Annotated in this window: 20 protein-coding genes; 14 read left to right on the top strand and 6 right to left on the bottom strand. The window is 41.4% G+C overall.

The genetic code is table 11. The features are described from left to right. Positions 1-17 precede the first annotated feature (17 nt). The 4 genes from MMU05_RS09690 to MMU05_RS09675 all read left to right on the top strand — a co-directional run bounded on the left by MMU05_RS09690 (position 18) and on the right by MMU05_RS09675 (position 4855). Complete coding sequence (locus MMU05_RS09690) at positions 18-737, top strand: RsmE family RNA methyltransferase (RefSeq protein WP_241141479.1); 720 nt, start codon at positions 18-20, stop codon at positions 735-737. A 148-nt stretch (positions 738-885) separates the two neighbouring features. Next, entirely contained in the window at positions 886-2031 is a 1146-nt protein-coding gene (locus tag MMU05_RS09685) for an alpha/beta hydrolase (RefSeq protein WP_241141478.1), read from the top strand. A gap of 175 nt (positions 2032-2206) precedes the next feature. Continuing rightward, complete coding sequence (locus tag MMU05_RS09680) at positions 2207-3634, top strand: leucyl aminopeptidase family protein (RefSeq protein ID WP_241141477.1); 1428 nt, start codon at positions 2207-2209, stop codon at positions 3632-3634. 3 nt (positions 3635-3637) lie between these two features. Next, a complete protein-coding gene (locus MMU05_RS09675; RefSeq protein ID WP_241141476.1) occupies positions 3638-4855 on the top strand; it encodes an ATP-grasp domain-containing protein in 1218 nt (405 codons plus the stop codon). Between the two features lie 678 nt (positions 4856-5533). On the opposite strand, the gene MMU05_RS09670 is transcribed toward MMU05_RS09675, so the two are convergent. The 3 genes from MMU05_RS09670 to MMU05_RS09660 all read right to left on the bottom strand — a co-directional run bounded on the left by MMU05_RS09670 (position 5534) and on the right by MMU05_RS09660 (position 7707). After that, positions 5534-5962: a radical SAM protein gene (locus MMU05_RS09670; protein WP_241141475.1), complete on the bottom strand. Its 429-nt coding sequence runs from the start codon at positions 5960-5962 to the stop codon at positions 5534-5536. A gap of 94 nt (positions 5963-6056) precedes the next feature. Further along, positions 6057-6680, bottom strand: a complete 624-nt coding sequence (locus tag MMU05_RS09665; RefSeq protein WP_241141474.1) for a response regulator — start codon at positions 6678-6680, stop codon at positions 6057-6059. Between the two features lie 10 nt (positions 6681-6690). Next, positions 6691-7707 (bottom strand): sensor histidine kinase, encoded by a 1017-nt coding sequence (locus MMU05_RS09660; protein WP_241141473.1) that lies wholly within the window; start codon positions 7705-7707, stop codon positions 6691-6693. Between the two features lie 287 nt (positions 7708-7994). Here MMU05_RS09660 and MMU05_RS09655 point away from each other — a divergent pair, with 287 nt between their 5' ends. From MMU05_RS09655 to MMU05_RS09645, 3 genes are all read left to right on the top strand, one after another. After that, on the top strand, positions 7995-10166 hold the full coding sequence (locus tag MMU05_RS09655; protein WP_241141472.1) for a penicillin acylase family protein: 2172 nt from the start codon (positions 7995-7997) through the stop codon (positions 10164-10166). Between the two features lie 377 nt (positions 10167-10543). Then, positions 10544-11209: a hypothetical protein gene (locus tag MMU05_RS09650; RefSeq protein ID WP_241141471.1), complete on the top strand. Its 666-nt coding sequence runs from the start codon at positions 10544-10546 to the stop codon at positions 11207-11209. Continuing rightward, entirely contained in the window at positions 11206-11901 is a 696-nt protein-coding gene (locus MMU05_RS09645) for an outer membrane beta-barrel protein (RefSeq protein ID WP_241141470.1), read from the top strand. The genes MMU05_RS09650 and MMU05_RS09645 overlap by 4 nt, the downstream gene beginning before the upstream one ends. Before the next feature lie 564 nt (positions 11902-12465). Here MMU05_RS09645 and MMU05_RS09640 read toward each other — a convergent pair. Further along, on the bottom strand, positions 12466-12936 hold the full coding sequence (locus tag MMU05_RS09640; protein ID WP_241141469.1) for a hypothetical protein: 471 nt from the start codon (positions 12934-12936) through the stop codon (positions 12466-12468). A gap of 285 nt (positions 12937-13221) precedes the next feature. Between MMU05_RS09640 and MMU05_RS09635 the strand changes: the two genes are divergently transcribed. From MMU05_RS09635 to tnpA, 3 genes are all read left to right on the top strand, one after another. Further along, positions 13222-14424 carry a hypothetical protein gene (locus MMU05_RS09635; protein WP_241141468.1) on the top strand — a complete coding sequence of 401 codons (1203 nt, stop codon included), beginning with the start codon at positions 13222-13224 and terminating at the stop codon, positions 14422-14424. 3 nt (positions 14425-14427) lie between these two features. Continuing rightward, complete coding sequence (locus MMU05_RS09630; protein ID WP_241141467.1) at positions 14428-16068, top strand: hypothetical protein; 1641 nt, start codon at positions 14428-14430, stop codon at positions 16066-16068. 384 nt (positions 16069-16452) lie between these two features. Then, complete coding sequence (tnpA, locus tag MMU05_RS09625; protein ID WP_241141466.1) at positions 16453-16899, top strand: IS200/IS605 family transposase; 447 nt, start codon at positions 16453-16455, stop codon at positions 16897-16899. A 338-nt stretch (positions 16900-17237) separates the two neighbouring features. On the opposite strand, the gene MMU05_RS09620 is transcribed toward tnpA, so the two are convergent. Together MMU05_RS09620 and MMU05_RS09615 are read right to left on the bottom strand one after the other, a co-directional pair. Next, entirely contained in the window at positions 17238-17876 is a 639-nt protein-coding gene (locus MMU05_RS09620; RefSeq protein WP_241141465.1) for a LysE family translocator, read from the bottom strand. Further along, the gene (locus MMU05_RS09615) at positions 17873-19423 is read right to left on the bottom strand and encodes a GH3 family acyl-acid amido synthetase (RefSeq protein ID WP_241141464.1); all 1551 of its coding nucleotides are present in this window, start codon (positions 19421-19423) and stop codon (positions 17873-17875) included. The genes MMU05_RS09620 and MMU05_RS09615 overlap by 4 nt, the downstream gene beginning before the upstream one ends. A 35-nt stretch (positions 19424-19458) precedes the next feature. Here MMU05_RS09615 and MMU05_RS09610 point away from each other — a divergent pair, with 35 nt between their 5' ends. The 4 genes from MMU05_RS09610 (at position 19459) to MMU05_RS09595 (ending at position 22114) form a co-directional block, all read left to right on the top strand. After that, positions 19459-20133 carry a YggS family pyridoxal phosphate-dependent enzyme gene (locus tag MMU05_RS09610; protein ID WP_241141463.1) on the top strand — a complete coding sequence of 225 codons (675 nt, stop codon included), beginning with the start codon at positions 19459-19461 and terminating at the stop codon, positions 20131-20133. A gap of 1 nt (position 20134) precedes the next feature. Continuing rightward, the gene (locus MMU05_RS09605; protein ID WP_241141462.1) at positions 20135-20515 is read left to right on the top strand and encodes a DUF423 domain-containing protein; all 381 of its coding nucleotides are present in this window, start codon (positions 20135-20137) and stop codon (positions 20513-20515) included. A gap of 5 nt (positions 20516-20520) precedes the next feature. After that, on the top strand, positions 20521-21825 hold the full coding sequence (locus MMU05_RS09600) for a D-alanyl-D-alanine carboxypeptidase (protein ID WP_241141461.1): 1305 nt from the start codon (positions 20521-20523) through the stop codon (positions 21823-21825). A gap of 103 nt (positions 21826-21928) precedes the next feature. Next, on the top strand, positions 21929-22114 hold the full coding sequence (locus MMU05_RS09595) for a hypothetical protein (protein ID WP_241141460.1): 186 nt from the start codon (positions 21929-21931) through the stop codon (positions 22112-22114). Positions 22115-22124: the final 10 nt, after the last annotated feature.

Genomic DNA, 22124 nt, shown 5'->3' with positions numbered 1-22124 from the left:
AATAATTATCCAGAACAATGCAGCTTTTCTTCCACGACAACATACCTGAAGTTCTTTTCCATTTAGATCCTGATGAATCTAAACACCTGATTAAGGTTTTGAGAAAAAGCCAGGGCGATAAAGTAGATTTTACCGACGGTCAGGGTTATTTGTACCAGTGTGTAATTCTAGATCCAAATCCAAAAAAGGCAGGTTTAAAAGTGGAAAAGAAGTCTTATGAACCTGAGGAAGACTTTTATATCCACCTTGCCATTTGCCCTACCAAAAATCCAGAGCGCATGGAGTGGATGATTGAAAAAATCTCTGAAATTGGTGTTCACGAAATTACCCTGATGGAATCGGTCCATTCTGAAAGGTCTTTTCTGAAACTTGAAAGGTTAGAAAAGAAAATAATATCAGCCTGCAAGCAAAGTATAAAGACCCGTTTTCCGAAATTAAATCCGATTTGTAAAATGGAGGATTTGGTGATAAACAAAAAGTTCGATACATACCAAAGATTTATCGCCTATGTCGATCAAAACAATACCCGACATCTTTTTGAAAAAGCAAAACCAAATAGGGAATACCTTATCCTAATCGGACCTGAGGGGGATTTTTCTCCCCAAGAGCTTGATCTTGCATTCAAGAATTTTTTCCTGCCATGTTCTTTGGGCAAAAGTAGACTCAGGACAGAGACTGCAGGACTTGCCGCTGTCCATACGCTACAGTTGGTCAATAGCTTGATAGGAGAAGTATGAAACCATTTGATGGAATTTTTTTTGAAAAAATTATGTCATCCTCACAAAGAATTGAACAAAAATTTGAAAATTGTTCAATAATTGCCCCAACGATATGACCTAATTTTACTCATAAGGAATTGTTATTTACAAATTGGAAACAACACGAATGGAATGTGATGAAAATACGATAGTGAGTCAGGAGGAAGTCAAAAACGTTGAAGATGGACTGACTATACTACTTTCAACCGATCAAGACGATGATCGCCCTGTATATTTGTCAGGAAATTTTAACCAATGGATTACCCAGGACAAAAAATACCTGATGCACAAAATTGCATCGGGAAATTACTCCTTCTCTTTCCCTCCTGAATTTGTATACCCCGCAGAACTGATTTACAAATTTACCAAAGGTGACTGGTCAGAAGTAGAAATTGACAAGTTCGAGAATAAAACCCCAAACAGATTTTGCAAGAAAAAAACAGGTGTTCAAAAAGAACATGTACCGAAATGGCGTCAAAATTGGCTTCCTTACAGACCAAGTCAACTGCCTCAGGTCCACCTGATTTCAGAAGAATTTGAGATTCCCCAACTCAACAAAACCCGAAAAGTGTGGGCATTGCTGCCCCATGACTACAATACTTCCGAAGAGTTCTATCCTGTTCTTTATCTACAGGATGCTCAAAATCTTTTCAATGAAAAATCGCCCTTTGGCAACTGGCAAATAGATAAAAAACTCGCTGTCATGTCAGATTATGGGATCGGTAAAATTATCATCATCGCCATAGAACATGCTGAAAAAGAAAGGGTTTTGGAATATAATGTAGGAAAGACCTTGCTTGGAAAAGGGCAGGGCAAACAGTATATCCGTTTTCTTACCGATACTTTGAAGCCATTTATAGATAAAAATTTCCGCACCAAACCTGAAAGGGAATTTACCGGTATCGGAGGGAGTTCTATGGGGGGACTCGTAAGTTTGTTTAGTGGCCTGATCTATCCGGAAGTTTATGGCAAATTGATGATCTTCTCCCCTTCTCTTTGGGTGATTCCAAAGATCAAATTTTCTTTTTTGGACTTTTTCGATCCCTTGGACACCAAAATATATCTGTATGCAGGAGGAAAAGAAAGTGCAACAATGGTCAGCCATATCAAGAAATTCAAGAAAAGACTTCTCAAAAGAGATACCCTCAAGGAAAAAATGGAAATACAACTCAGCATCAACGAGCAGGGCAAACACAATGAGACCTATTGGAGTGATGAATTTCCAAAAGCAATCGAATGGCTTTTCTTCAGTAACCGGAAAGGTGACTTGTAGGGTGAAATCAAAAAAAATAGCAGAGACTCAAGGGCTACGACTTCAAAGAATTGTCCTTTATCTTTTGAAAATTCAAAATTCAATTTATCTTGTTGTTATAGTTGGAATTTGTTCCCGCCTCCGGCTATCAAAATAATTTTCACCTCTTTATTATAACGATTGTCCCAAAATAAAAATGAAAATATCCCCCATAAAATCTTCTGACAGTTTCAAAGGTTTGGTCATCATACCTTTTTTTGAAACGGATGAAAGCAGTCAAGCCATTTACTTTGAATCATTTACTATTTCCAAAAATCTATTTTCGGGGAAAAAGGACAGTCAATTTATTGTTGAAGACAAAGGCTCCGAAAGGATTTTTATTTTGGTTGGATTAGGGAAGGAACCTTCCTACAAAACGACCAAGACAGCCTTCAGAAGATTGACCTCCAAACAAGAAAATCTTTTTGAAAAAAAGGTTTTGGTCATTTTGGAGGATAAGATGGACACCGATTTTCTTGAAGCTGCTGTTTCGGGATTGGTTCTTGGCACTTATCGGCTTGGCCATTACAAGCAATCCGAAAAAGGTCCAAAAAATTGGTCAAAAGTCAATATTTCAATTTTATCAGCAATACCTGAACCAAAGAAAATAATCGAAAAAGGGCTGAAAATTGCTGATGCACAAATCGAAACATTCCATTTGGTGGATTTGCCTCCAAATAAAATCACTCCGAAATATTTGGCGGATTGGGCTGCCAATGCCGGGAAAAAATTCGGTTTTGACGTCAAGGTTCTCGATAAAAAGAAAGCAGAAAAAGAAAACCTAAAGGCATTTTTGGCGGTTGGTCAGGGAAGTCACCGGGAACCTCAATTCATCATCATGAAATACCGGTCCAAATCGGCTTCCAGGCATATAGGACTTGTTGGCAAAGGTGTGACCTTTGATACAGGAGGACTGAATATCAAAACCCAGGGAATGGTCCACATGAAATGTGACATGGGAGGTGCCGCCGCAGTTCTCGGCGCCATGCAGCTTATCGCTGACCTCCAACTCAATGTGAACGTATCAGCTGTGGTGCCATGTGTTGAAAATGCAATTGACAGCCATGCATTTTTACCCTCAGATGTAATCGGAAGCTACAGTGGCAAAACCATTGAAATAATCGATACCGATGCGGAAGGAAGATTGATTTTGGCAGATGGACTGTCTTACCTGATCCAAAATTACAAACCTGATACAGTCATTGATTTTGCGACTCTGACAGGAAGTGCGGTGGGTACCTTTGGTTATGAATGTGCCGCTCTGTTTTCCAAAAACGAAGAATTATCCAATAACCTCAAGCAATCCGGAGAAAAAATAGGCGAAAGGTTGTGGTCATTGCCCATGTGGGATCAATACAAAACCGAGATGGATTCGGAAATTGCCGACATCAAAAACTTTCACGGTAAACCTTACGCCGGTGCCATCACAGCTGCAAAATTTTTGGAGTTCTTTACAGAAAACCATACCTCATGGGCTCATATTGACATTGCCGGTACAGCTTTCGGTGATTCTGAATTTGCAAAAACAAAGCACGCCACTGCGTATGGAGTACATTTATTGATTAAATTGTTAGAAAATCTTTAGACCATGGAAGATAGCCCTAAGACATTTTTATGCATATCCAATTATTTCAAAGGAAGTGCATTTTTGATTGCCTTGAAAAAAGCCGGCAACAAAGTTTATCTGATCACCTCAGAAAAACTACGCGAAAACAATTGGCCAAGAGAATATATCGATGAGATTTTCTATATGCCCGGACAGGATTTGGACTGGGATCTTGAAACTTTGTTGACAGGAGTGGCCGGATTGATGAAAGGGGTAAAAATCGACGCCATTGCGGCTTTGGACGATTATGATGTGGAGAAAGCTACTTTCTTACGGGAAAATCTCCGAATCCCCGGTATGGGTCAGACCACGGGAAGGTATTTCAGGGACAAACTCGCCATGAGGATGAGGGCCCAAGAAGCAGGGGTTTTGGTACCTGCTTTTTCGGCCTTATTCAATGATGCAGAAATCAACCATTTCGCAGACAATGTACCGCCACCTTGGGTCTTGAAACCAAGGTCTGAAGCATCTGCCCATGGTATCATCAAAGTCCATGACAAACATAGCCTATGGCAAAACATCCATGAAATGGGTGATAACCGCTTGAGGTATCTGGTGGAGCAATTTAGGCCCGGTGATGTCTACCATGCTGATGGACTCAACCTAGATGGGAAAAATATTTTTTGCACAGTTTCCAAATACCTGGCGACACCGATGGAAATCTCACAAGGCGGCGGAATATTCCGAAGTGCCAATGTCACCTACGGTTCGGAGGATGACAAATCCATGCGAAAAGCCAACGAGCAGGTAATGAAAGCTTTTGGGATGAAAAACGGTGCAAGTCACACAGAATTTATCAAAGGAAAAGATGATGGCCAGGTCTACTTTTTGGAGACATCATCCAGAGTCGGAGGTGCACATCTAGCCGAAATGGTGGAAGGCGCTACAGATATCAATCTTTGGACTGAATGGGCGAAAATCGAAGATTCTGTAGTCAAAGGTAAAAAATACACCCTTCCAAAAGTGAAGAAGGGCTATGCCGGAATCGTTCTTACCCTGTCAAAATTCCAAGACCCTGACCTGTCTTCGTTCGATGATCCAGAGGTTTGTTTCCGGGTGCCCTTGGATTACCATGCAGGACTTATCGTCAAGTCTGACAAGCAAGCCAGAATAAGGGAATTGTTAGATGATTATGCAGAAAGATTGAGTCAGACTGTTTCTTCCGTAGGCGAACAGGAAAAAGTCAAAAAATTTCACTAAGAATTTATTTAAAGCGTCAGAAATGCCAGAAACATTTCTGACGTATTTTTTTGACCCTCTTAAATCTTACAGGGTGCTTGTCAGATTAAATCTATTTGATTATCCGCTTTCATACCAATAGCCAAATATCATTTTTCTCCACCTCGGCAAGCTCGGTGAACGGATATCGTGAGATCAGAGGGGGGTGGTAGAAATGCGGCAAAGCCGCATTTCTACCACCCCCCTTCAATATCAATAAATTCCGGTGGTCGAGCCTGCCGAGACCATTCTGTAAGTAATCATATACTGGTAAGAAGGCGGATATACATATAAATCTATTTGATTTGGTTTTTTACCAAGGTACTTTTCAAAAATCCTATCATTTATATGCTCAAAAAACTTCCTTTTGAAAATTATAGATTGAAGGTCAAAAGGCAATGTTGGGGGAAATCAAATATGATTCCCCCTTCACTGACTAAACAGTGGTGGGACTGGTCGATAGGATGAAACAAAATGGGATTTCCTTGATCATAGATTGTGGGGTAGATGACTTTTTAATTGAAACAAACAGACAACTCCATCAACTGCTTCTTCAAAACCAAACTCCCCACGAATATACCGAAAGACCGGGTTCCCATACCTGGCAGTATCGGACAGAGGCCCTCCCATTCCACTTGCTTTACATTAATCGGGTGTTGATTAAGCAACCATAGCTACTTCTTCCAATTCTTTTTCGATAAAAATCTGCTGCAATATCTGAGGTATTTTATCGAAATCATTCACTTTGTCAATGACATAGTCAAAACCCTGTTGCAGGTATAACTGCTTCAAAAGTGGTCCAATGTGGGATTTACCAAGGATAATAGTAGCTGAGGGATTTAAGGTTTTGATTCGTTCAATGACTTGGACGGGAGCAAATTTGCCGGATGTCATCTTGTAGCAAACATTTACAAAGACCAGGTTTGCCTTTTGGTCAATTATTTTATCTACCATGGAATCTATGGAATAGACTGCTCCCAGATTTTCAACAAAGGGTAAGTCGTTGAATATTTCAAAAATTTTCACCGTATTGCTTGGAGCTAAATCATATACGATGGCTTTGATGCGAGATTCTTTGGCGTAAAACATAGAAGGGTAAATTGTTTCTCCAAAATTACCTCCTATCACACCCGCAGGCTTTAGTCAAAAAAGCGATTTTGCTGTCGTTGTTTGTACTACAAAATCAAGCCATTCCATTTTCAAAAACATACCTCAATATCTCAGCATTGTTGTGAAGATGAAGTTTTTCCAAAATTCTGAGCCGGTAAGTACTTACTGTACTCACACTTAAACTCAGTTCTGCCGCTATATCAGACACGGTTTTCCCAGAAGCGATTTGCATCATGACCTCCATTTCTCTGTCGGATAATTTCTCGTGGATAATTTCTGGTTCTTCCCCCAGGTTTTCAGCAAGAATTTCCGTCACCTTTGGGCTGATATATTTTTTGCCTTTCATAACCTTTTCCACTGCCTTTACCAGTTCATCTCCTGCGCTTTCTTTGCTGACATACCCCGATGCCCCGGCCTTCAATGTCCTCAGTGCGTAATGTTCCTCTGCCTGCATACTCAGAATCAGGATTGGGGTTTTTATTCCCGAATTGCGGGCTTGTTTCAGTACATCAATGCCATTCCTGCCGGGCATAGAAATATCCAGGATGATAAGGTCCCATTTTTCATGGTTGATTCTTTTGACTGCTTCTATCCCCGAACTGACTTCTTCGGTCAACATTTCCGGAAACGCATCTTTCAACAATTGAATTATTCCTTTTCTGACTATAGGGTGATCATCCGCGATTAAGGCTTTCATTGATTTGATTTTAATAAGGCATGGTCAAAATGGTTTTTGTCCCATCTCCCGGGCTACTTTGAATGTCGAAACTCCCACCAAAACTCTCTGCCCGCTCTTTCATTCCCAATATACCAAGTGATTTGGTGTTATTTAAGATTTTGGTATCAAATCCCGATCCATTGTCCACAATCATAAGTTTCAAGGCCATAGGTCCAAAATCAATTTCTACTTTGACATGACTGCATTGGGAATGTCGCATGATATTGGTCAGGCACTCCTGAAAAACCCTAAATATGGCAGTAGCTTTTTGATTTTCAATTGGTTTTTCCTTACCACCATATTGAAAAAATACGGGGATTTGCACCGTTTTTTTAAACTCCTCCGCCTGCCATTCCAAGGCTGCCAAAAGACCAAAATCATCCAAAATACCAGGTCTCAGACTTCGGGAGATATTCCTTATCGTGCTCACAGTCCGTTCTATCTGCTTGAGAACGCCCTGAAGTTTTTCTTTCGCAAAGTCATCCAGGTTTGAACTTTTTTTCAAAATAAAATCAACTTCCATCTTCATCCCTGTCAACCTTTGGCCCAATTGATCGTGAATTTCCCTGGACAGGAGTGTCCGCTCTTCTTCCTTGATTTTTTGGGAATGGGAATTCAGGAATCTGATGGACTCATAAGCCATTTTATACTTTTCTTCGCCTTCCTTTCTTGCAGAGATATCTCTAAAACACACGATCACATATTCATCCTTACCATAAATCTTCAATTCAATCCAGGATTGCTTTTCTCCTTCACCCACGTGAATTTCTATAGAGGAGGTGGATTTATCTGATTTGTAATTGTGGACCAAACCTGAAATTTGTGGATCAATGGCCAGTTTTAAAAATTCCTGATCCAAGGCTTTTTCTTGATCGATTCCAAGGAAAAACGCTGCTACCTTATTGAGGTAAAGAATTTTAACCTGATTGTCCAAAATCAGGATCCCATCAGACACAATGTCCAAAAGCTTGAATACCTCCATTGCAACCTTTTCGCGTGTTACCATCAATCCGATTGATTTCTTTAAGTCAAAGACCCATTTCTTTGACAACTACTTTCTATTAAAGATTCTCCTAAAACTCCTCATTTTCGAACTTTTTGAAGAAACAAAAAGTCTATTATTTCCTAAATAAATCTGATTTAACTCTGTATTACTTAAAATTTAATCAATATAAACCATTTTAACAACAGATGAAGGAGTACAACAATGATGTTTTTGGCCACTTCAATAAAATATTGTTGAATAAAACGGTCAAATCCCTATTTTAGCTTTACTTAAAACCAAACCCAATTATGCTAAAAAGAGTACTTCTGCTCATCTCCCTTCTCGGGTTGAATTTTTATTCATTCGCTCAAAGTGAAATCTCAAAATGGCAACTAAGGGCCCAAAATACTGAAATCATCAGAGATCAATGGGGCATTCCGCATGTCTATGGCAAGACAGATGCCGATGCAGTATTTGGAATGGTCTATGCCCAATGTGAGGACGATTTCAACCGCGTAGAAGTCAACTTTATCAATGCCATGGGGAGAATGGCGGAAGTGGAAGGCATCAACCTGCTCTACACCGATTTGAGAATGAAGCTGTATATCGATGAGGAGGTGGTCAAAAGCGAATACCAAAACTCCCCTGACTGGCTCAAAGAATTGATGAACGCTTGGGCCGACGGGATCAATTATTACCTGCATACCCATCCTGAGGTCAAACCCAAGTTACTCACCAAATTCGAACCTTGGATGGCTTTGACTTTCAGCGAAGGAAGCATCGGCGGAGATATTGAAACCATTTCCACCAACGGACTCAAGTCATTTTATGGGAAAGAAATGCTTTCCGACCTTGTGTTGGAGGAAAGGGATTGGGATACTGAACCAAGAGGCAGCAATGGTTTTGCCATCGCACCAAAACTTTCGAAAAGCGGAAATTCGCTGTTTTTAATCAATCCACACACTTCCTTTTATTTCCGTCCTGAAGTACATATGGTCAGCGAAGAAGGACTCAATGCCTACGGCGCGGTGACGTGGGGACAGTTTTTTATCTACCAGGGATTCAATGAATACAACGGTTGGATGCATACTTCCAGCAAAGCCGATGCGATCGACCATTATGCACTGACTGTAGAAAATAGAAAAGGAAAATACCATTATCAGTTTGGGGAAAAGTGGTTGCCACTGACTGAGAAAGAGATCAAACTCAAATACAAAGAGGGAGATCAGGTCAAAGAGCACTCGATAACAGCCTATTACAGCCATCACGGCCCGGTAATCAAGGAAGAAAACGGAAAATGGATCGCCATCGCCCTGATGGCAGAAAGGCAAAAAGCACTGATTCAATCATTTTCAAGAACAAAAACCAAAAACCACCAGGAGTTCAAAGCCACCATGGCACTCAAAACCAACTCCTCCAACAACACCGTCTATGCCGACAAGGATGGAAATATCGTCTACTACCACGGCAATTTTGTCCCAAAAAGAGACCCGAAATTTGATTGGAGAAATACCGTTGACGGCAGCAATCCGGCCACAGATTGGAAAGGGCTGCATGAAGTCGAGGAAATGCTTTTGATCGAAAATCCTGAAAACGGATGGATCCAAAACTGTAATTCAGATCCTTTTACCGCGGCCGGATCCTTTTCTCCGAAGAGGGAAAGCTTTCCTGCCTACATGGCATGGGATGTGGAAAATGCACGGGGACTGAATGCAGTGAGAGTTTTGACCGGCAAAAAAGATTTCACTTTGGAATCATTGATCGCGACTGCCTATGACCCCAAGCTCATGGCATTTGAACCTTTGATCCCTTCATTGGAACAGGCTTATAGGAATCTGCCCGAAACAGATCCACGAAAGGGAAAGCTAAAAAAGCCTATGGAAGTCCTTTCCGATTGGGATAGAAATACCGGAGTGAGTTCTGTGGGAACGTCCTTGGCGGTATTTTGGGGAAACCAACTCCTGAGGGAAGCCCGAGATATGGACAGACCTTGGGATGCTTATATCTTTGATCTGCTTGCCAAAGAAGCACCTGATAGTATGAAGATCACCGCTTTTGAAAAAGCCGTGGACAAATTGGTGGAAGATTTTGGAACATGGAATACGCCTTGGGGAGAGATCAACAGGTTTCAGCGGGTTACCAATGACATCCAGGGAAGGTATGATGACCATCTCCCAAGCTTACCCATCGGCTATAATTCTTCACTTTGGGGTTCATTGGCGGCGTATGGCAGCAGGGCATATCCCAATACCAAGAAATGGTACGGCAATGTGGGCAACAGCTTTGTGGCCGTGGTGGAGTTTGGAGATAAAGTCAAAGCAAAAAGCCTCATTGCCGGCGGTCAAAGCGGCAATCCCTTTTCTCCACACTTTGTCGATCAGGCTGAAAGATACAGCAAAGGGGAATTCAAAGACGTAAGTTTTTATAGAGAGGATGTGCTTAAAAATGCGAGAAGGAAATATAAGCCGGGAATAAAATAGTTGTCAAGGTTCAACCCTTCCAGGGTTGTTGTCAACTATCTTGTTTCTTTTTACCCCCGGTTGCACCGGGGGCTATTGAGAAGTTGGACGGCTTTGCCGTCACTCCCTTGCTTTGAAGCATTAATCCTTAATTTTAAAAAGACCCCAAAGGGGTCAAACATTTCAATAGCCATGGGTGAAACCCATGGAAAAAAGGATATCGATTTGATTGTCTACGACCCTTAAGGTGTCGAATTTTTTAACTCCTCTTTGGAAGTTTCATAGTATTCATTCTCACTCGAATACCCACACGGTTATCTAAATTAGCTTGTTTATTGTATCAAAATATTTTAAAACTATTAGCTTGTTTTTCTTAGTGATAGATGTATCATTGCATCATGAAACTAAAACTACTATTTATTATTGTTGCTTCAGGAGTATTTTCCTCTTTAGAAGCCCAAACCAGCAAAGGAGATTGGATGTTAGGTGGGTCACTTAACTATTATATCAACCATGATATCAGGTCAAACCCACCATCCACAGATAAAAACATTTATAAAAACCAAGGATTTGACATTTCTCCTCAGGTAGGGAAGTTTGTAAAAAAGAATTTGGTGGTGGGAATGAATCTATCGTACCGGAGAAGTTATTGGACAAATAATCTTGAAAGCACAGACGAACTTATTTTCCGCCAAAAATCTACGACTGCTAGTATTGGGGCTTTTACGAGAAAATATTTTTCGATTTCCGAACAGGTTTTCCTTTTTGCCCAGGCTGACATCGGATACTTTAACAGAATCAATAGCGATGTTTCAAGCCCGAATACTGAGGAAAGAGAATTGAGAACAAATGGTTTACAGCTAAAAGGATATGGTGGAATTGCTTATTTCCCAAAAAAATGGTTGGCAATAGAAGCTTTGATTTCCCCTATAGGTTACAGCTACAGCGTCCAAAAGGAAAATGAGCCCAACGTTGAATCAAGGACAAATATCCATGATTTGAATATTGGGATAAACACAACATCAATTTTCTTAGGTGTCAACTTTTTTATTAACAAACAATGAAAATAAGGTCAATTTTAATATTTGTACTTATTTCATTTTCCCACAACAGTTGGGCACAAATGGAAAAGGGATCATGGATTATAAGGGGAAATGTAGGTGTAGAGCTAGGTTTTACTAATTCCTCTTATGAAAACACTTCTAACCCAACTTCGGCTTCATCAAATAATATATCCCATACTTATACATTTTCTCCAGGTCTGGCCTACATGCTTAATGACAAGTGGATGGCGGGTGTAGAAGGATTATTCAATAGACGTCACTTTGGACAAGATTACATCTATAATGAATTTAATGAAGGTTGGGGTGATCAGTATTTGAACACCTCAGGTATTGGGGTTTTTGCAAGAAAGTTTTTTGAATTAGACGAAAACCTTCAACTATTTGGAGAAACAGGTATAGGAGTTAGTGGCTATTCAGAAAAGCATATTAACAGCATTAACAGTATAACAAACGGTGAATTACAAACAATCCAAAGTTATCGGAATTATGGAATGGATTTATCCATTGGTCTTCACTATCGCTTTCTTAACAATCTCTCGATAGAAATGAACATGCCTCTTATGGGATATGGAATAACGGAAAGCAAGAGCATTCAAAATGATCTAGGCAAACTTCTACCTGTTTCCTCAGGACAGTCATTTATGATCATGTTCGGCAGAAATTACCAAGTTGGTATTAATTTCATTTTTTGATCAAATTCTTGAAACTCTTTTAGAATCAGAGTTTTCTTAAAAAATAAAAAAGGTGCAAATTGAATTTGCACCTTTTTTATTTTTAGATTTTTCATAAATCCATTTCCATTTTAAAGAGTACTTCCCAAGTGGAGAGGGGTACTTCCCAAGTACCTCCCCCCACTACATAGGCGAACTCACTCCCCTTTTTACCTACACAGTTCACCTTTTTTCACAACTTACTGACCTCGGAGGTGAACTTACTGAGCTTGGAGGTGAACTTACTGAGCATTTTACACAACTCACTGTGCTCGGAGGTGAACTCACTGAGCATTTTACACAACTCACTGTGCTCGGAGGTGAATTCACTGAGCTTTTTGCACAACTCACTGTGCTCGGAGGTGAACTCACTGAGCTTTTTGCTAAACTGATGCAGTTCGGAGGTGAACTGTCGGTGATCAGAAGTGGACAAGGTGTTGGTTTAGGAAACTTGAATGGTTTTTTCTCAATTATCGTCCACAAAAAAACCGGACCCTTTCAGGTCCGGTGCAGTCTAAGTTCAAATCAAGGGTTTATTTTTTTAATTTACACGGTAGGCTTTGGTTTTTTGCCTTGCCCTTCAAACCTTTTTCTCAGGTCTTCATAGATGGCTTTTGCATCCGGAGCATTCATTTTTGCGGCTTGCTTCACCGAATTATAATAACTCAACGCACCTTTGTAGGCTTCCGATCCTGCTAGCATGGCAGTATCGCTCATGGTGTCATGGATCTGATCTACCATCCTCAATAATGGCATCAAACCCGAAGTAGCATTCCAGTCTTTTTCAAGTTCTCCTAGACTGACAAATGCCGGTAGAAATTCTGAATTGTTGACGGCATAGTCCATCACTTTGTCTACAAATGGACCGGATCCGTCACTCATTTTGGGGATGGATTTGCGCTGCTCGGGTGTAAGCGCAATGACATACGGTGCCAACAAGCTTTGTACTTGCTGGAGGGCTGCTTTTACAGCTTGGAGATCCGCTGCTGGGATCTCGATGGAGATTCTGTTTTCCATTGATTTGAACGTTTAAATGAAAGAATTTAACTGTAAGCACATAGTACTTAGAACAAAATGTAGTTAATGATTTAAAAATAAACAAGGGTTTAGGTAAAAATATTTAAGAAACTTAGTTTGAAACAAAAAATTTGACTTTTAGGATGATAATTCATTCACCTCTACCAAAGCCCTAAATCCAGTATCTCCAAAAAGTAGCTTTATCCATTTGCCTGAAAAATTTAACATCAGAATATTTCTATCTAGGGACCAATACTTCTATATTTAGAACCAAATCAGACTTTTATGAACCAAAATTTCACCTCCACCACCCTGACGGAGTCTGCGGCATTTGACACCGCCACGGTCACCCGCGTGATTCCGACTTATGTCTATGCGACCGTTTTTGCTTCCCTGTGCATCGCGGTGGGATTGCAATGGGACATTTCATGGCACATGAGTGTGGGCCGGGATGGCTTGTTTTCTCCGCCCCACATCCTGATTTATTTGGGTGCAGTGATCGCGGGGGTGTTTTCGGGGATCAAAGTGTTGAAAACCAGCTTTTGGGGTTCCAAAGAAGAAAAGTCGCAAAGCATCAGATTTTGGGGGATTTTCCATGGATCCTTGGGAGCGATGTTTTGCGTGTGGGGGGCATTTGCGATGTTGACCTCCGCTCCTTTTGACGATTGGTGGCACAATACCTATGGTCTTGATGTAAAAATCCTCTCTCCACCCCATGCTTTGTTGGGGCTCGGGATGATGATGATCCAATTCGGCGCCATGATTTCAGTGATTGCAGCCCAAAACAAATTGGGAGAAAAAATGGATGCCCGCACCAAATCCCACCTGCAATGGATGTACGCCTTGTCCGCAGGGTTTTTGTTGGTGATGGTCTATACCTTGGTGTCTGAGTATTTCTTTTTGAATATGCTTCATGGGGTTTTGCCGTATCAGATCGCCGCTTTGATGTTTCCGCTTTTTTTGATTTCCATATCATTTGCTTCCCCTTATCGATTTGCCGCGACCAAAATGGCTTTGATATATACCTTTGTCATGGCAGCAATGGTGTGGATTATGCCTTTGTTTCCTGCCGAACCCAAACTCAGCCCGGTCTTCAATTACATCACACGGTTCCAGCCTTTTCATTTCCCCATTCTCCTGATTGTGCCGGCGATAGCCATTGACTATGCCATCGAAAAATGGAGAAATTCCAACAAGTGGCTTTTGGCAGTCCTGCTTTCCCTGATCTTCGTTGTCTGTTTTACCCCGGTACAATGGTACTTTTCTGAAGTTTTGATTTCTGAAATCGGCAGGGGTTGGTTCTTTGGGAGGTTCTCCTGGCCCTATTTTGCCAATCCAAGCTACGAATTCAGGTATCAGTTCAACCCCAATTTCTCTACCTATGGTTGGGATCTGATCAAAGGTCTGGCAATAGCTTTGGGTATTGGAATTCTGACTTCAAGAGTCGGGCTTTCTTGGGGCAATTGGATGAAGCAGGTGAAGAGATAGATTATGAAAAGAAAATCAGTATTGCCTATTCTTATTTTGCTTTGGTATTTGTCGAGCAGCCATATCGGAAGTCCCGGAGTCATTTATGAGGGTCTTCTCGGACCTTACCGCATCCTCGCCAATATCCAACCGGCTGAAGTTGTCCCCGGAATCGCGAGGGTGACCATCATCATTCCCGAAAATCCTGAAAATATTACCCTTGAGGTTCGTCCTGTTTATTGGTCTGCGGGTCTGAAAGGAACTCCTAAAGCCGACCCCATGGTGGCGGTGCTCGGAGAACCGGGAAAATATGAGGGCGAATTGTGGTTTATGAATTCGGGAACTTCGAGTGTTCAGGTGATGATGCAGGCCAATGGGCAAACTTTTGAAGCGATCGTTCCGGTAATGGCTTGGCCCACAGCCAAGAATTCCATGACCTCCGAATTGGGCATTCCGCTGACAATTCTGGGGATATTTTTGGTAATCCTGATGGTGACCATCATCTCCTCAGCGATGAGTGACAGCATCCGGGATCCGGGAAAAGAAAGGAACCCTGCTGTGGACAAAAGAAGAAAATATGGAATTGCCATCGGGTCAGTCATCATGCTCTTGGTGCTTTGGGGAGGAAAAACCTGGTGGGATTCAGAATCTGAAAAATACAACGACTACCTTTTCAAACCCATCGAAGCCAATTCGCGAATTGAATCGGCAGCCGGGGAACATTACCTTCACCTCGCAATAGACACCGCTACCCTCAAGCAAGGCAAAACCTCACGAAAGCTCAGTCTGATAGTCCCCGACCACGGCAAGCTGATGCATTTGTTTTTGATCAGAAAGGGAGATTTGGATGTGTTTGCGCACCTTCACCCTGAGCGGTTGGATTCCTTGAATTTCAAGGTAAAGCTACCTCCCATCCCGGCAGGCGATTACCATGTATATGCGGATATTACCCGGTTTACAGGGTTTTCAGAGACCATCATTTCGGATTTTACCATTCCTGAAAATTCAAATTTCCAGCTCATATCCAATACAGATGTCATATTGGGACGGGACGACACTTATACCTTTTCCAATCCTGTTTCGGGTAAAAAGACTTCCTTGGATGGAGATATCATGATCTGTGGCAAACCCGGGATCAAAACCGATTTGCCGGGAGGATACTCGGCAGTCTGGGAAACTGATGGAGAAAATTTTGAAACTGGCACCCTATACAACCTTGATTTTGCGCTTTTTGATCCGGAAGGAAATGCTGCCAAGCTTGAACCCTATCTCGGCATGATGGGTCATGCGGTAGTCCTGAAACACGACGGGTCTGTGTACATCCACCTCCACCCTACAGGCAATTATTCCATGGGTTCGCAACAGATGTTGCTCGAAAGATTTGAATCAGGCAAAATAGGCATGCAAAATTTGCCGTCAGGGCTGAGCTTTCCGGACAGCATCGATGGTGTGATCAAAGTTTTGCACCAAATGCCAGAAAAGGAACGTGACAGTCTCCTGATGGGAAATATGGTCCACCTCGACCCAACCGATCCCGATCACATCGAACACAGTATGGTCAGCTTCCCTTATGCCTTTCCCCAACCCGGCAATTACAGGATCTGGGTGCAGGTAAAAATCGATGGAAAAATCGTCAACGGGGCTTTTGATGTGGAAGTGGAGTGAGAAAAAATCTAAGAATTACCATCAAGGGTTCAACCCTTTCAGGGTTGTTGCCATCTAACTTTTGTCCTTTTTACCCCCGGTTGCACCGGGGGCTATTGAAAAGTTCGACCACTTCATGGTCGGGAATTATTAAAGTTGTCCAAAAACAATGACACCAAATGGGTCAATTCTTTCATTGCAATGGGCTAATTCCTTTGGAAGTATTAAATCCTGCTAATTCTTAACGACCCTAAAGGGGTCAAACCTTTCAATAGCCATGGGTGAAACCCATGGAAAAAAGGGCATTAATTCTTTTTCAACGACCCTAAAGGGGTCGAATTCTTTAAAACTTAATTGAAAATTTTTACATTCAACTATTCATCACATTTAAAACCAAATTCGTCTATGAGCACCTACACCCAAATTATTTTTCATATTGTTTTTTCCACCAAACATCGGAAACCGGTACTACTTCAAACTGAAAAGAAAAGACTTTTTGCCTATATCCATCAGTTACTTACCAATAAGAATTGCCACCTGTATAGGGTCAATGGAATGGAAGAACATATTCATATTCTAACACATATTCACCCTACATTGTCTGTTGCTGCTCTAATAAAAGACATCAAACTCGCCTCAAGCGATTTTATAAACAGGGAAGGTATTTTCCCAAATTTTAATGGATGGCAGGATGGATACAGCGCATTTTCAGAGAGCATCAAAGCAAAAGACAGGTTAATGAATTACATTAAGACCCAAGAGGAACATCATAAAAAGGTTTCATTTTTAGAAGAATATCAAGCATTTTTGGAAGAATACGAAATCAAGTTTGACCCAAAATACCTGTTGTAGATTGAGTGAATTTTTAATTATGATTTTGTAAAAAGTTCAACCCTTTCAGGGTTGTTGCCATCTAACTTTTGTCCTTTTTACCCCTGGTTGCTCCGGGGGCTCCGCAACGGCGGACACAGTATTGAGAAGTTGGACCACTACGTGGTCGGAAAAAAAATTTCAATCCTCAATAAAACATGATTCAGAATTGGATCAAATCTCTCAATAGCCATGGGTGAAACCAATGGAAAAAAATGGTTTTTATTACCCACGACCCCAACGGGATCAAACAATTTTCCACCAAGAGGGATTAACTTGGATTCTTGGAAAAACACCTCTTAAAATTGACTCTAAATCTCCTACCCTATCAAAACCTGTTTGTCTAATGCAAACTTCACCAATTTACTTCCAAAGAAAATCAACACCAATCCTACTACGATATTGAGTTTGGCCATCAGCTTAGGGGTGACAAATCCCGAAAGCTGCTTGGCGATAAATGCCTTGAGCAGGTCAATGCAGAATACTGTCAGCAGGATCCCTGTATAATACAGCCAAATGTCTATCCTTTGGTACTCCTGTTTGAGGTTGACCAATCCCGCGATGGAGATCCAAAAAAGCAATACAAATGGGTTGACCCCGTTGATCCCAAATCCCTTCATAAACCCGGTTCTTTTTTTGGTTTTGGGCAAAGGTATCCCACCGGAATTAGGTCTGTTCCTGTTTTTTTTGAGAATGGTAGAAATCCCAAAACCAATCAATACAATCCCACCAATGTACCCAAGGATGATCTCAAAATAAGGATTCCGGGCAAAAAGTGAAACACTGAAGTACGTGATTAAGACATAGATGAGGTCGGAAAGCAAAATCCCCAAGGCCAAAACCGCAGCATACCGAAATCCATGTTCAAGGCTGTTTTGGATCAATGCGAAAAATACCGGTCCGATCATCGCCGACAGTACCAGCCCCATACTTATTCCTTCCCAAAGCGCCTGATTCATATTTTTATGCCGTTTTCTTTTAAGAATCCGAGCCACTGCTCCGCCTTCTCCCCTTTCAATACTCTTGGAAATTTGTTCTGTCCTCCTTCTTTTCCTTTGGATCTGAGCCAATCGTAAAAAACGGAAGGCGACAGCACCGTCAGCTTCACTTCTTTCAGGGCATGCTTCCGCTCCACGACATAGTCGTCATTGAGTTGCTTCAGTTTCTCATCAATCTGCCTTAGCAGTGCGGCCTGATCTACTTCGTCATCAGAACCGACAAACCAATGGTGCATAAACAAGGATCCGTGAGGCAAACCGAGAACGGTAAATTCCCTGATATTGAGGTTCATTTCTTCAGAAACCAATTCCACGGCTTTGTTCATATTGTCCATAGAAAGGTGCTCGCCACAAAGGCTCAAAAAATGCTTGGTCCTACCTGTGATATAAATCTCGCTTTCTTCTTTGGAAGAAAACCGGATAACGTCCCCGATCAGGTACCGCCATGCCCCGGCACAGGTACTGATCAGCAGGGCATAATCTGTTTCTTCTTCTACTTCATCGATCTTAAGAGATTTGGCAGAAGGAAGAATTTCGCCCTCACTGTCAAAGTTCTCTTCATTGAAAGGGATGAATTCATGAAAAATCCCATTGTTCAGAACAAGGCGCATAGACCTGCTGTCCGGAATCGCCTGAAATGCCAAAAATCCCTCCGATGCGAGGTAGGTTTCCATGTAAATCAGGGGCTTTTCAAGTAAACGTTCAAAACCCTGCTTGTAAGGCTCAAAGGAAACCCCACCATGGACAAAAATCTGAAGGTTTGGCCATATGTCATGGATGGTTTTGAGGTTATACCGCTCAATGATTTTTTCCAACAAAATCTGAAGCCATGCCGGAACACCGACGATGATGCCAATATCCCAATCCGGGGCTTTCTCTACAATTTGATCAAGCTTTTCTCCCCAGTTTTTGTTTTTGGAGATTTTTTTTCCCGGCTTATAGAACCGCTGAAACCATATCGGTAATCTTCCGGTGGTGATTCCGCTTAAGTCCCCCGAAAAATACGTCCCATTAAATTCCAGGTCCGTACTTCCCCCAAGCATCAAAATCCCTTTGGTAAATAATTTATCAGGAAGGTCATATTTGGATAAGGTCAAAATCTGACGGACTCCGGTTTTTCGGATGGCTTTGACCATATCCTTGGTAATGGGAATATACTTGGAAGCAGCACCTGAGGTCCCGGAAGTCAAGGCAAAATGCCGGATTGCTCCCGGCCAAGTGATGTCTTCTTCTCCACCCTTGAGCCTATACCACCATTCATTGTAGATCGAATCGTAATTATAAATTGGGATTTGACTTGAAAAAGCCGTGTAAAAATCACTTTCTCCCTGCTTGAATTTCTTCAAAATCAAATCAAATTGATATTTTTTGGCAAATTCAGTATCCTTTGCTTTGATCAGTAGTTTTTTGAGTTCCTCTTTTTGAAGGTCCAATGGAGAACTGTATTCCTGAACCAAAGAATCCCTTAATCTGATACCTTTTTTTAGCAATGTACCCAATATCGCCATATCTTTGTTTGCATTGATTTTGCCAAATTTACAGAATGGGTATCAAAGAAAACCTCCTATCATTAAAAAATACATTTGTAAATCCTCGCTGTCTATTGGTGGCTGTCAGTAAGACCCATCCGGCAGAGTTCATCCGGCAGGCCTACGACCTAGGTCTCAGGGATTTTGGCGAAAACAAAGTACAGGAATTGGAGGAAAAACAGGCTGCGCTTCCAAAGGATATACGTTGGCATTTTATCGGACACTTACAGACCAACAAAGTAAAGTATATCGCACCCTTCATTTATCTGATCCATGGCGTGGATTCTCTGAAGCTCCTCACAGAAATCAACAAACAAGCCGAAAAAGCAGGCAGGGTTATCAATTGTTTACTACAGGTGTACATCGCCAAAGAAGAAAGTAAATTTGGTCTCGACGAAAAAGAATTGGAGGAACTTGTCCAAAGTGAGGCTATAAAATCTCTTTCCCACGTGAAGATTGTGGGTTTGATGGGCATGGCAACTTTTACCGACAAGGAGGATGTCGTAAGGCAGGAATTCAGAAATTTGAAGTCAATATTCGACAAATTAAAAACCAAAAAACTTCCGTCAAACTTTGACCTGGGAGAGATTTCTATGGGAATGAGTGGGGATTATATCATTGCGCAGGAAGAAGGGAGTACAATGGTCAGGATCGGAACTGCCATTTTTGGCGAAAGAGAATACAAATAATATGAAAGCTAATTTTATTCAGATAGCTGCTATAGTTGGCGCCACCGCTGTTGGCATTGGGGCATTTGGGGCACATGGTTTGGAGCCGATTTTGGAATCCAATGGAAGGTCGGACACCTTTGAAACGGCCGTCAAATATCATTTTTACCACGCCTTGGCCATGTTGGTAGTAGCTGTTTGGTATCATTTTCAGCCCGAAAGAAAAATATTAGTGAAAGCCATGTGGTCCTTTCTGATAGGAATCCTTATTTTTTCAGGTTCGCTGTATGTCCTTTCACTGACCGGAATCACTTGGCTTGGCGCCATTACGCCTTTGGGCGGAGTTGCATTTATTGTGGGTTGGTTGTTTTTGTTTTGGGCAGGAAAAAAACAAGGAATCTGATTTCAATGGATATTAAAAAAACCATCCTCCCCTTATTCCTCGCATTATTCTTCCTTTCCCCTCTTTGGGGACAGGAAGCTGATTTCAGGGCTAAATATGAAGGCTTGGATAGTCTTCTCAATGAGAAATCATTTTTTGGCAACCACCTGACAGGATTCATTCTTTTCGAACCGGACAGCCAAAGGGTCATTTTTGAAAAAAACAGCCACATGAATTTCATCCCTGCTTCCACCACGAAACTCCTGACTTTCTATGGAAGCATCATGATGCTGACTGACAGCCTACCTGCATTTCGCTATGTAGAAAACGGAAAGCAAATTTCAATTTGGGGAACAGGCTATCCCGGATGGAAATACAGTAAACTCCCACAACCTGATATCGATGGATTTCTTCAAAAATATGAAACCATCCAATTCTCTGACAAAAACTGGAAAGACGAAGCTTTTGGCTACGGTTGGCAGTGGGACGATTATTATTATTCCTATTCTACCGAGAAATCCCCATTTCCCATCTATGGGAATTTTGTCACCTTCACCAACCAAAAGAGGGTTCCCAAAGCCAATATCCCCTATTTTGGGAAAGTCTCTATCAACCCGGACAAAACAAACAAAGGCGTAGAAAGGCAATTGCATGCCAATGCCTTTTATTTCAATCCCGACACTTATACAGAAACCAAGTCTGAAATCCCTTTTATCACTTCGGCTGAGACATTTGCATTTTTAGCTGGGGAAGAATTGAAAAAAAGCATCTCGGTTGTAGGTGAAAGTATACCAGCAAAACATAAGGTTTTTTATGGAGGAGCACTTCAGCCACTTTGGATAGAAATGCTTCAGGAAAGTGACAATTTCATTGCCGAACAGCTCCTCTTGATGATGTCTGACAAACAGTTTTTGGAACTCAATTCGGAAAGAATTATTGAATATATTCTAAAAACTTATTTGTCGGATCTTGCTGACCGGCCAAAATGGGTAGATGGTTCGGGACTTTCCCGGCATAACCTGATTACGCCTAGGTCGATGGTTTCCCTTTTGGTCAAAATAGAAAAAGAGATACCCCGGAATCAGGTCATGCAACTCCTCCCACAGGGTGGCATCAGCGGCACACTGAAAAACAATTACAAAGCACGAACTCCTTACATCTTTGCAAAAACAGGTACCGTGGCCAACAACCATGGCCTTGTGGGCTATATCAAAGTTGACTCGGGAAAGGTTTATGCATTTGCCTTTATGAATAACAACTACCTCAACAAAGCCCCGGAAGTAAGGAGAGAGATGGAAAAGGTCATGTTGTATATCAAGGAGAATTTCTAAAACAGGCTCCATCCATTTCTATTCAGGGATTTACCTTTTCTTGGAAAAAAAGCCACTATTCCTTAGCTTAGAATAAAGAGATTTGGTCTCTAATGTTTTCAAAATGAAAAATCAAGAATCCGGCAAGCTCAATTACTCCAATCCCGAAGAGAAAGAAGCAAGAAGGATTGAAGAAATTAAGTCACTTTCATACCTGGAGTGGTTAGAGCGGTTGATGGCGATCTTGGAAACTTCATTTTTACTAAAAAGTGGTTCAAAGATGAAAAATAATAATTCGGCAGGTAGTTAAAATTTGGAAG

The organism is Cognataquiflexum rubidum, assembly GCF_022538115.1.
Taxonomy (GTDB): Bacteria; Bacteroidota; Bacteroidia; order Cytophagales; family Cyclobacteriaceae; genus Cognataquiflexum; species Cognataquiflexum rubidum.
The sequence above is the reverse complement of the archived record's forward strand: the minus strand, read 5'-3'. Positions and strand labels throughout refer to the sequence as shown.